This is a genomic window from Kordia sp., assembly GCF_965283645.1.
Lineage (GTDB): Bacteria > Bacteroidota > Bacteroidia > Flavobacteriales > Flavobacteriaceae > Kordia.
The window spans coordinates 4,027,782-4,037,325 of the sequence record NZ_CBDIPG010000001.1 but is presented as its reverse complement, the minus strand read 5'-3'; the positions used below and the strand labels follow the sequence as shown (position 1 = coordinate 4,037,325).

Sequence of the window (9,544 nt, the reverse complement as noted above, 5' to 3'; positions counted from 1 at the left end):
TTATTTACAGTTTTCATTATAATACCTTGTTATTTCCACTAAGTCTTCTTCTTTGAAAGTCTTATCATTTATTTTTTGAACAAGTGCTTTACAGTCTTTAAAATATTTTTTAGCTTTCTTTTTAAATGATTTAAACACACTTGAATTATTAATTTCTACTGGATTTTCATTTTCTTTTACAACAAAAATTTCATTGTGTGAAAAAAATCCATAATTACTATAATGCATATGAGCAATCCCACCACTACCATTAAAAACAGGTGTTGGCGAAAAACCTCCTCCATTGACTCGAACACTTCTACCTAGTAACCTTACTTTCCCATCAACTAATAGTTCTACAAAACGAAGATGCTTCTTCTTACTTTTTAGATATACAGGAACATAGGTAGCTTTCCTCATCTTTTCTAACTTTTCTCCATTTTCTTCTAATTCAAAAGTTATGGTAAAAACGACAGAATCAATTTGGCTGATTTTAAACTTCTGTTTTTCTGATTCTTTATTTTTTCTATAGTATGCACGATCTTTAGCAGGAATAATTGGAGCGGCACTTTGCATAGATAATTTGACTTTTCCAGTTAATGTTTCTCCATTTTTTAAATAAATGGTTCCTGGTGTCCAACTATATTGACTATAACCTTTGACTACAAAAAATAATAGCGAGAATAGTATATATAACCTATATTTCATTTCTTTTATATTATTTATTAATAAGTTTTTCAATATCAACTGTTAGTAATGCATAGGCACCTAACATTTTAGACTTTACATCTGCATCAATTGCGTTAGTAAGCGAATAGTCAAAGATCAATTCTAAACCTAAAAATTTAGAAAAATTAGTACCCGCTCCAAGATTAAAACTAAAAGCTGAATTTTTGAAGGCGTCTTTCACATCTACTCCCGAAGTAGTTTCAGCACTAGTTAAAATTGAATAACGAAATCCCGATTTTAGATAAAATCCCTGATTGTATGTTCCATTGACATCATATTTTATTTTTGGACTCAGGCTGATGTAGCTTAATTTCGTTCGTGGATCAATATTTATAGTTCGTTTGTCTAATGCCAGATCTGCAACAATACCAAAATGATTGTTTAATTTATAATTTCCGTAAACACCTAGATATAATCCTGCATATTCTGGTATCGAATATGATCCGTTTGGATTAAAAGGAGCATTGCTTTCAGAAAGGACAGAATATACATTCGTCCCTACAGAGACCCCATATGAAAAGTCCTGAGCATTTGAATGTAAGCAAAAGATAATTGTAAAAATGAATAGTATTTTTTTCATGTTAACCGTGTTTAATTTTTAAAATGATATTCTTGGTTGATTGTTAATAATTCCTGTAGGAATTTTAAATTTCACTTCTCCTGTATGTGTGCCTAAATCTTTTATTGTAAGGTTCAAAAATTCCTCTTTTAATTGTTCTTTATTTCTTGGATACACCAACATAATTGTTGTTGCATTACTCATACCATACATTCTAGGATAGATAAAATCTACCATTTCTATCGTATCTTTTGTTTTTGTAAATAAGTACACTTTTTGATTCATTCCAAATGCTAACTCATTTACCATTTGTCCAAATTCATTCCTATTTTTTGGGACTACACTCAATAGTTCTTTATTCTTGTAAGACATGGATAAATTAAAATATAAATATTTACCATATTGATTTCGCAACTCTTGAATTTCTTCAGCTTCATAATTGTTTACCAATTCTTGGCTCACTAATAAGTCAGTAGGACGATAGAGCAATAAAAACTCAACACCATTAATCGCCTTTTGCTGTAAGAATTCATTGGACTCATTTTGAATGTGAGCTAGTAATTCTGCTTCAGTATTGAATTCTTTTTTAGAACAACTCAATAATAAAAAAGACATTAAAAAAATTAAAGAAAATATTTTCTGATTCATACGTATTATTTCCCTTCAAATTCAGCATTCAAACCTTCTAAAACTTTTGTTGTTAGGTCAGCTCCTTCAACTGCATACATGATATTTCCGTTTCCTCCAGCTCCAAATATAATTTGATGACTATGCGTTTTTCCATATTCTTTTACATAATCATTAATATCATTAATTACAGTTTGTGTTGCTTTTTGATCTTCTTCTTGCATCTGTTTTTGAACAGCTTGCTGATAATTATTAATTTGTTGTTGTTTATTTGCTAATAATTCTTGCTTCAACTCCTTTTCTTTTTTAGTCATATAAGCACGTTCTTTTTCGTACACTTTTAACTCTTTTTGCCAACCTGAAACTAGACTGTCAACATTCGCTTTTAAAAGCGTTGTTTTTTCTTGCAAATCTTTACGAACGATTTCAGTTCGTTTGTAACCATCTAGTAATTTGTTTACATCGACATATACTTGGTCATTTGAAGGCTTTGGATTAAAAATCGCAAATAACGATAGTGCGATTGCTATAATAGAAAGTGGTAATGTGATTTTGTTCATTTACTATTTTTAAATGTGAAAAATTTATTATAATTATGATTTGACAAACGAATATAGTTCAAAAAATATATTAATTCGAAAATATTGTATAAGCGTCATTTTTTTTTGATAAGCGTCGAATTTTTGATTAAAAACTACGAGCTTTCTTTCAAAAATTAGTTTCTAAGACAAGATACTTGCATATATAATAATTGCAAAAAGTTAAAATTCAACTATTCCAAACATCAAAACTTAGTTAATATTCTATTATTACACATCATCTGTGAGAATTTTCGACTTCTCCTGAAACTAACAGGTAAGACCATTTCTCCTTTTAAATACACCAAACGATATTTTGGTTCGTAGAATTTTAGATGAGTTAAATTGATTAAATACGAGCGATGAACCCGAATAAATCTGTCATCAGTTAATTGTTGCTCGTGATAGCCAATAGGCTTACTACTTAATAATTTAGTCCCTCCTCTAAGGTGAAGCCATGAATAATTTTCATAGGCTTCTATATAAATGATCTTCTCTTTTATTACATATTATCCTTTGTGTTTTCTGCCCAAAAGAATGTATTTATCACTTTCTATGATTACTTTTTCTTTCTTTGATGTATTTTTATTGCCTAACATGTTGTAATGCTGTTTTTTTAATTTGATGTAAAAGTGTTAAAAATATATCTAGTTTCAACGCCAATATTTAGTTAATACTCTATAGTTGCAGTACTATTTTATTGAGAGTCTGTCTAAAAACAAGTTCTTTTTTTACTCAACTATTTTCCTTACTGTAAATGCTATGTAAAATTCATTCACTTCTTTACATAGACAAAGTATATAATTCCAACAAACACTAGTGCAATAGTGGTAGCAGTACAAAAGCCTACGACAAATCCTCTGAAAAATTCAAACTTCTTGGTATTCATTTTGCTTGTTAATTCATAATTAATTATTCTCTATCAAAATTCAAAACAAAGTAGCCTAAATTAGTAGACTACTTTGCACTACATTTAAAGTAGCTATAGATTATAAATCTCACTCAAATTTATAACCATGAAAAAAAAACTTCGATTAACACTTAAAAAACTTATCTGTTATACATCTTAAATAGCTAAACGTTCTCCTATTTAAAGTTGCTTTTTATTCTTCTCCTAATTTATTAAACAATCCTATTCATTTTTTGAAATTATTTTTATGTATATTTCAATGTGCTTGTAGCAATTCGAGTACAAATATGTACTCAATATGAGTATTAAACAAATTTTTGTGATATTTTTTAAACAAAATGAGTATTAAAAATACTAAATCTAAAATGCTTTCCATAATAAAAGAGCATTATGCTTTTAAATCAGATTCAGAGTTTGCTAGGTTTTTAGGGATTAAACCACAAACTTTATCGACTTGGCATTCAAGAGATAGTTTTGACATTTATCTATTGTATGCAAAATGTGAAGGCGTAAATGCAGAATGGCTATTATCAGGACAAGGAATTCCATTTCTTTCTGGTGAAGCTATGCCTAAAAACCGATCTGCTCAAGGTGAAATAGAAATCAATTTAGAAATGAAAAAGAAATTTATTGCTCTATTAGCTAAGGATGATGATATTTCTGAGATTTTTGATTTGAAGGTAAAGACAATTGTAAATCTTTTCTTAGCAGAATTAAAAACAGATTTAATACTTGATGGTACTTTAGAAAAGTATATAGAAGAGAAGATTCGTAAATTAGATTAATCTTTTTTTGATTTGGCACTAACCCATAAACTGTGTAAGTTTTAAAAACTCAGGATTGAATTCAATCCTGAGTTTTTTTATTTTATTAACTTTAAATTTTACACACTTATGAAACCAGAGGACTTATTAAACGACGATTTTTTAAAACAATTTAAAAACGGTTCTGACCTTACCAGCTTTTTAGAGCAATTACACAAGCGCGGTATCGAAAAGATCCTTGAAGGCGAGTTAGATGCTCATTTAGATTATGACAAGCATCAAAAGAGTAAAGCTACCAACCTTCGAAATGGGTATTCAAAAAAGAAACTAAAAACCACTTTAGGAGAAACAGAAATACAAGTTCCTAGAGATCGAGAAAGTTCTTTCAACCCAATGATTGTAAAGAAAAGAGAAAGTGCCACAGAAGGCATTGAAAACATTATTATTTCACTCTATGCCAAAGGAATGAGCAATAGTGATATTGAAGAACAAATACGAGAACTCTACGATTTTAATATCTCTACATCTACTATTTCAAGAATCACAGATCGTATCACAAATGATGTTATTGCTTGGAAGAATCGCCCTTTAGAAGCGACGTATCTAATTGTTTGGATGGATGGTATTGTTTTTAAAGTTAGAGAGAACTCTAAAGTAATTAACGTGAGTTCGACTTAACTTATTCCAATATTTGGGAGCATATTAGTAATTTTGATAGATGGTTTTTTAGGTATAAAACTATATGCTATTAATCCACAGACCAAGTTTGATATAAAATTATCTACCGACCTATGTCTTGTATGCTCAATATAACATACATTTTTTAAGATGTCATTTACAGATTCAATTACAGCTCTTTTTCTTAATAGTACTTTATCCATAAAATCCATTGCTTTTTTCTTCATATTCTTTCTCACTTTTGTTATTAAATGAATTCCATCTACAAATAATTTTTCAAATAAATCTTTTCCGAGATAGCCTTTGTCTCCATAAATTTTACCAAATATTTTATCATTGAATGATTTGTTTCTAAGAGGTTTTCTATCATCCACATTCCCTGGAGTAAGCATAAACTCGACTAGTTCACCTTTATCGTTACAGACAAGATGTAATTTAAATCCATAAAACCAACCTAAGGTTCCGTAACTTTTTTGAGCTAAACCAGCAAACACTTTATGTTGCTTTTCTCTTTTATAGTGACAGGATTTCAACGTAGTAGAATCTATAAATGAAATGCCAGTACAACTACCCAAACAATGCATTTTCATAAATACTCCTAGTGGTTGAACTACTTTTTTTTGAAGTTCAACAAAACGATTGTATGAAACACAATCGGGGAACTCATTACGCATATGTTTACACACATGATTTATATAGAAGTGCTTCAGATTTCGGTAAGATTTGAAATGAAAAATAACTAAAATAGTCATTACTTCTGCATCAGACATTTTACGCTTTCTTTTGCGTATTTTCTTTTTATTTGGGTCAAGAAGACTGTTTTTGGTAACCAAATCGTTATATTCTTTACTAAAATCGTCTAAAAGACAAAATATTTCAATAATTTTATTGTCAGTAATCATAGAGAAGTTCTTATTATTAGCTTGTTATTCAGAATATTAAGTTAATGATTCCTTCTCTATTTTACAAACAATTAAAACATCTTCTTAAGTCGAACTCACGTTAATTAACAAAACCATTTGCATTGCTGTTGGACTCAGAACTGACGGGAAAAAAGAAGTACTTGGACTGTGGTTAGGTAAGAACGAATCCGCAGCTTTTTGGATGGGAGTACTCACTGATATCAAAGCAAGAGGAACCCAAGATATATTGATTACTGCTACCGATAATCTCAATGGCTTTACAGATACTATCAAAACCATTTTTCCAAATTCGGTGACTCAAATCTGTGTGGTACATCAAATTAGAAATGCGTGTCGTTACGTGGTTTGGAAGGATAAAAAAGAGTTTACTAAAGACATGAAGCAAATCTATACAGCACCAACAAAAGAAGCTGCAAAAGCGGCTTTAGAAGACTTTAAGGCAAAATGGGAATCTAAATATTCGTATGCTATAAAAAGTTGGGAGAACAATTGGGATGAACTTACTGTTTTCTTTGATTTTCCTGTCGAGATAAGAACCATTATTTACACAACAAATCTTATTGAAAACCTGAACGGGAAAATTAGAAAGTATACCAAAAACAAGCTCTCTTTTCCTACGGATGAAGCGGTAATGAAATCTGTGTTTTTAGCACTTAGAGAAAGTACCAAAAAATGGACAATGCCAATTAGAAATTGGGGAATTATACTAAATCAATTTTTAGCTATATTTGAAAACAGGATTAAACTATAAATAATTTAACCCTGAGTTTTGAACTTACACACTTTTTAGGACAGTGTCTATTTTTTGTTTTAAGTTTCCAAGAAAGTTTTAAGCATAAAAAAAGACACTTCGTTTGAAGTGTCTTTTGTCTTAGTAGCAGGAACTGGACTCGAACCAGTGACCTTCGGGTTTATGAGTTCAAAACCACCAATAGTAAGTTGATTAATCTCATCGCAGAGCAATTACAACAAACGCTAGAAGAACGGAAAATCACAACTTGAAAAACAGTTGATGGAGTTTCAACTCTAAAATCATAAAAAACTTTAAAACAAAAAGCCACTCAAAATGAGTGGCTTTTGTTATTGTTTTGTTACAGTCATAATTACGGGTAATGTAAAAGCAGGATTTTTTGGAGGATCACCTTGAATTTCTCCTATAACTTCTTCTTCGTTTTTAATTTTAACTTTCATTTGTGTTGTACTCCCTTGAAGAAATTCAAAATATATCCAGCAAGATTTTTTATTTAAGACAACATCTGTAAATATAAAAGGAATTTTATTTCCCTCGGTGCATGAAGAATACATCGGGTTATTTTCTGAATCATCATTAATAGGCGTAGTTATAGTATTTACAACATAGCTGTTTCCGCCATCAATAGAATAAGAATAATTCCCAATTAAATAATCTTCATATACTTTATATTCAGGATTATATTTCTGAGTGACTTTCGTAATTTCAAATATTACGACATGATTATTTTTAATATACTTCCATGTTCCTGTAAATTTTTCAAAAGTGTTATTAATGTCTTTAAAATAAGTATAATTTGGAACTTCATCTCCCCATTGATCATTGCAAACATTCACTATGTTTGAAGGTGGTGGATTTGATGAAGGGGCACTTATTGGCTGACTAATTCCATAAATAGAGTAAAAAGTAATTATTAAGAATATTATTTTTTTCATGTCTTTTAATTTTTAATTACAATCCGATTCTACGACCTCGCTATTAATATAATTAAGTTTCTTGTAATCAGAATATGTAGTATCAGTAGATTTAAATACTTGAAGTCCTGAATTGATTTTGCTTAACATCTTAACAAAACCTTTCTCATTGTCTGAATTTGAATTACCCTCTTTTATATTGTATCTACTTTCATACTGATTTTGCGTAAATTTAAATCTTTTACCTTCTGTACTTAAATATCTATCTCCAAAAGCAACAAAGGCTGCTCTATCTTGTATCTGCAAAATATATGCCGTTCCTGAAGAATTAACTAAACCATAGAAAAAATCATTAGTTACAGCAGCATTATTTTTCATTATATAGTACATATCAACTAGATCACCTACAGAGAGTACAGGTAGCAAATCACTGAAATGAGAATGTATTATTCCCTTAAAATCAGCTACACTTGTAATACCTGTTCCATTCCATGCAACTTTCGGTTTTGAAATACTTCCTTGAAAATGTTGATAATCAAAATTATCTGTTATTGAAGTTACTGCACTAGGCGCACCTGTTCTAACTGTAAAAAGAGTCTCAAAACTTTGGCTCGAAGCTCTATCTTTTAAGATCGTCATTTTTTGCTTAAAAACATCATCTATTTCTAGTCTTTTATTACTCTCACATGGCGCCTTTTTAATAATTAAAGGAGCTGTCACAATATCAGGATCATTCGGGTCATTCGGATCCGTATTTGAACCATTATTGTTATCTCCGCCGCCAGAGGTTGTCTCATTTGAAGGGTCTGATGAACCACTAGATGAAGAACCAGTACCACTTCCACTACTTCCCGCAGGAGGACAATCAAGTTCTATTACTGTGTATGAATGACATTCCATGTCGTGTTGACATACATTTTGTATATGTCCATTTGTTGATGAATAAAGGAAAGTGTCATTCGTATCAGGTGTTATGTGATACGTATTAAAATGTGTTGTACAAGGAACCTGTACAGACTCTGGAGCCATCATATCAGACAAAGCCAAATCGATAGACTGATATGTAATCATAATACGTGCGTACATGCTGCGTTGATAAAAACTCTTCTCGTTGCTCCGTACTAAAATGATGCGTCGCCAACCCAGCCTCATAGCTATCCGTGTCACTATCATAAGAAAATACCAAATTCTCTAAGATACTACTCGTATCATAACTGCGCTCTATTGAAAAAGTATATGAGTGTAAATCACCGTCTGTATATTCTATATATTTTGCATATTCTGTGTGGATAGTGATGTCATTTTGCGCATCATAATAACTTTCTTTTAAAGTTTGCTTATCATCTTTTGAAGGCATTAATGCCTCAAGACGACCAAGCAATTGTTGATTTTGTTGATATTCAATTTCGGTAACAATCCATGAAGAAAAAGGCGAATCTATTAAGTTATTCTCTTCTGAAATATCTTCCGCATAATCCTTTTGACAGCTGTGAAAAAATATTCCAATCCCTAAAAGCAAAGACAAGAATAGAAATTTCTTTTTATGGCTCATTTATTTAAAGTTTACTTTTAAACATCTAAATGTAAGAAAAATATTTTTTTACTAACGAAAAAGTGGCTTTTTTGAGGAGAAATGAACGGTCATAACTATAATTAATTCTTAATCAAAACATTACACACTTCATCCTTTTGATCTAATCATAAATTGTCAGATATCTCACATCAGTAGATGTTTACAGCGTTGAATGTTTTAGGAAAGGCATAAAAAAAACGGTTTTCGAAATCGAAAACCGTTGAGAATACTCAGTTGAGTCTTAGTAGCGGGAACTGGACTCGAACCAGTGACCTTCGGGTTATGAGCCCGACGAGCTACCTACTGCTCTATCCCGCGATATTGGATTGCAAATATACAACCATTTTTCATTCCACCAACAAAAAAATAAACTTTTTTATTGTTCTATGTTTTGTGCCTGAAAACCGACAATTTCACCGTCTTCACTAACCACCTCTAATTCAATCGGATTGCAACAAACTTCGCAATCTTCTATGTACTTTTGCGTGCGTACAGAAGTGTCAATTAACATCGATATGTCTTCCCAACAATAGGGACATTGAAAGAAATGTTCGTTCAT

At 30.7% G+C, this 9,544-nt stretch carries 11 protein-coding genes, 1 tRNA gene and 2 pseudogenes; 3 read left to right on the top strand and 11 right to left on the bottom strand.

What is annotated here, in order from left to right:
- The 5 genes from ACQ654_RS17925 to ACQ654_RS17905 form a co-directional block, all read right to left on the bottom strand.
- The gene (locus ACQ654_RS17925; RefSeq protein ID WP_430411716.1) at nucleotides 1-720 is read right to left on the bottom strand and encodes a hypothetical protein; all 720 of its coding nucleotides are present in this window, start codon (nucleotides 718-720) and stop codon (nucleotides 1-3) included.
- Entirely contained in the window at nucleotides 698-1,288 is a 591-nt protein-coding gene (locus ACQ654_RS17920) for an outer membrane beta-barrel protein (RefSeq protein ID WP_430411715.1), read from the bottom strand. The genes ACQ654_RS17925 and ACQ654_RS17920 overlap by 23 nt, the downstream gene beginning before the upstream one ends.
- A gap of 18 nt (nucleotides 1,289-1,306) precedes the next feature.
- Entirely contained in the window at nucleotides 1,307-1,882 is a 576-nt protein-coding gene (locus ACQ654_RS17915) for a hypothetical protein (protein WP_430411714.1), read from the bottom strand.
- A 38-nt stretch (nucleotides 1,883-1,920) separates the two neighbouring features.
- A complete protein-coding gene (locus ACQ654_RS17910) occupies nucleotides 1,921-2,454 on the bottom strand; it encodes an OmpH family outer membrane protein (protein ID WP_430411713.1) in 534 nt (177 codons plus the stop codon).
- Between the two features lie 224 nt (nucleotides 2,455-2,678).
- Complete coding sequence (locus tag ACQ654_RS17905; RefSeq protein WP_430413035.1) at nucleotides 2,679-2,960, bottom strand: LytR/AlgR family response regulator transcription factor; 282 nt, start codon at nucleotides 2,958-2,960, stop codon at nucleotides 2,679-2,681.
- A 760-nt stretch (nucleotides 2,961-3,720) separates the two neighbouring features.
- On the opposite strand from ACQ654_RS17905, the gene ACQ654_RS17900 reads away from it, so the two are divergent.
- Nucleotides 3,721-4,167 (top strand): helix-turn-helix domain-containing protein, encoded by a 447-nt coding sequence (locus ACQ654_RS17900; protein WP_430411712.1) that lies wholly within the window; start codon nucleotides 3,721-3,723, stop codon nucleotides 4,165-4,167.
- A gap of 108 nt (nucleotides 4,168-4,275) precedes the next feature.
- Nucleotides 4,276-4,809: pseudogene (locus tag ACQ654_RS17895) on the top strand (IS256 family transposase); the annotation flags it as partial.
- 11 nt (nucleotides 4,810-4,820) lie between these two features.
- Here ACQ654_RS17895 and ACQ654_RS17890 read toward each other — a convergent pair.
- Nucleotides 4,821-5,726 (bottom strand): IS982 family transposase, encoded by a 906-nt coding sequence (locus ACQ654_RS17890; RefSeq protein ID WP_430409813.1) that lies wholly within the window; start codon nucleotides 5,724-5,726, stop codon nucleotides 4,821-4,823.
- Nucleotides 5,727-5,826: 100 nt separating this feature from the next.
- Here ACQ654_RS17890 and ACQ654_RS17885 point away from each other — a divergent pair.
- Nucleotides 5,827-6,498 (top strand): annotated as a pseudogene (locus ACQ654_RS17885) (IS256 family transposase); the annotation flags it as partial.
- Between the two features lie 329 nt (nucleotides 6,499-6,827).
- Here the strand turns inward: ACQ654_RS17885 and ACQ654_RS17880 are convergent.
- The 5 genes from ACQ654_RS17880 to ACQ654_RS17860 form a co-directional block, all read right to left on the bottom strand.
- The gene (locus ACQ654_RS17880) at nucleotides 6,828-7,433 is read right to left on the bottom strand and encodes a DUF6705 family protein (RefSeq protein WP_430411711.1); all 606 of its coding nucleotides are present in this window, start codon (nucleotides 7,431-7,433) and stop codon (nucleotides 6,828-6,830) included.
- 12 nt (nucleotides 7,434-7,445) lie between these two features.
- Entirely contained in the window at nucleotides 7,446-8,483 is a 1,038-nt protein-coding gene (locus ACQ654_RS17875; protein WP_430411710.1) for a hypothetical protein, read from the bottom strand.
- A complete protein-coding gene (locus ACQ654_RS17870; RefSeq protein ID WP_430411709.1) occupies nucleotides 8,446-8,964 on the bottom strand; it encodes a hypothetical protein in 519 nt (172 codons plus the stop codon). The genes ACQ654_RS17875 and ACQ654_RS17870 overlap by 38 nt, the downstream gene beginning before the upstream one ends.
- Before the next feature lie 266 nt (nucleotides 8,965-9,230).
- A tRNA-Met gene (locus tag ACQ654_RS17865) sits at nucleotides 9,231-9,303 on the bottom strand.
- Between the two features lie 58 nt (nucleotides 9,304-9,361).
- Nucleotides 9,362-9,544 carry a CPXCG motif-containing cysteine-rich protein gene (locus ACQ654_RS17860; RefSeq protein ID WP_430411708.1) on the bottom strand — a complete coding sequence of 61 codons (183 nt, stop codon included), beginning with the start codon at nucleotides 9,542-9,544 and terminating at the stop codon, nucleotides 9,362-9,364.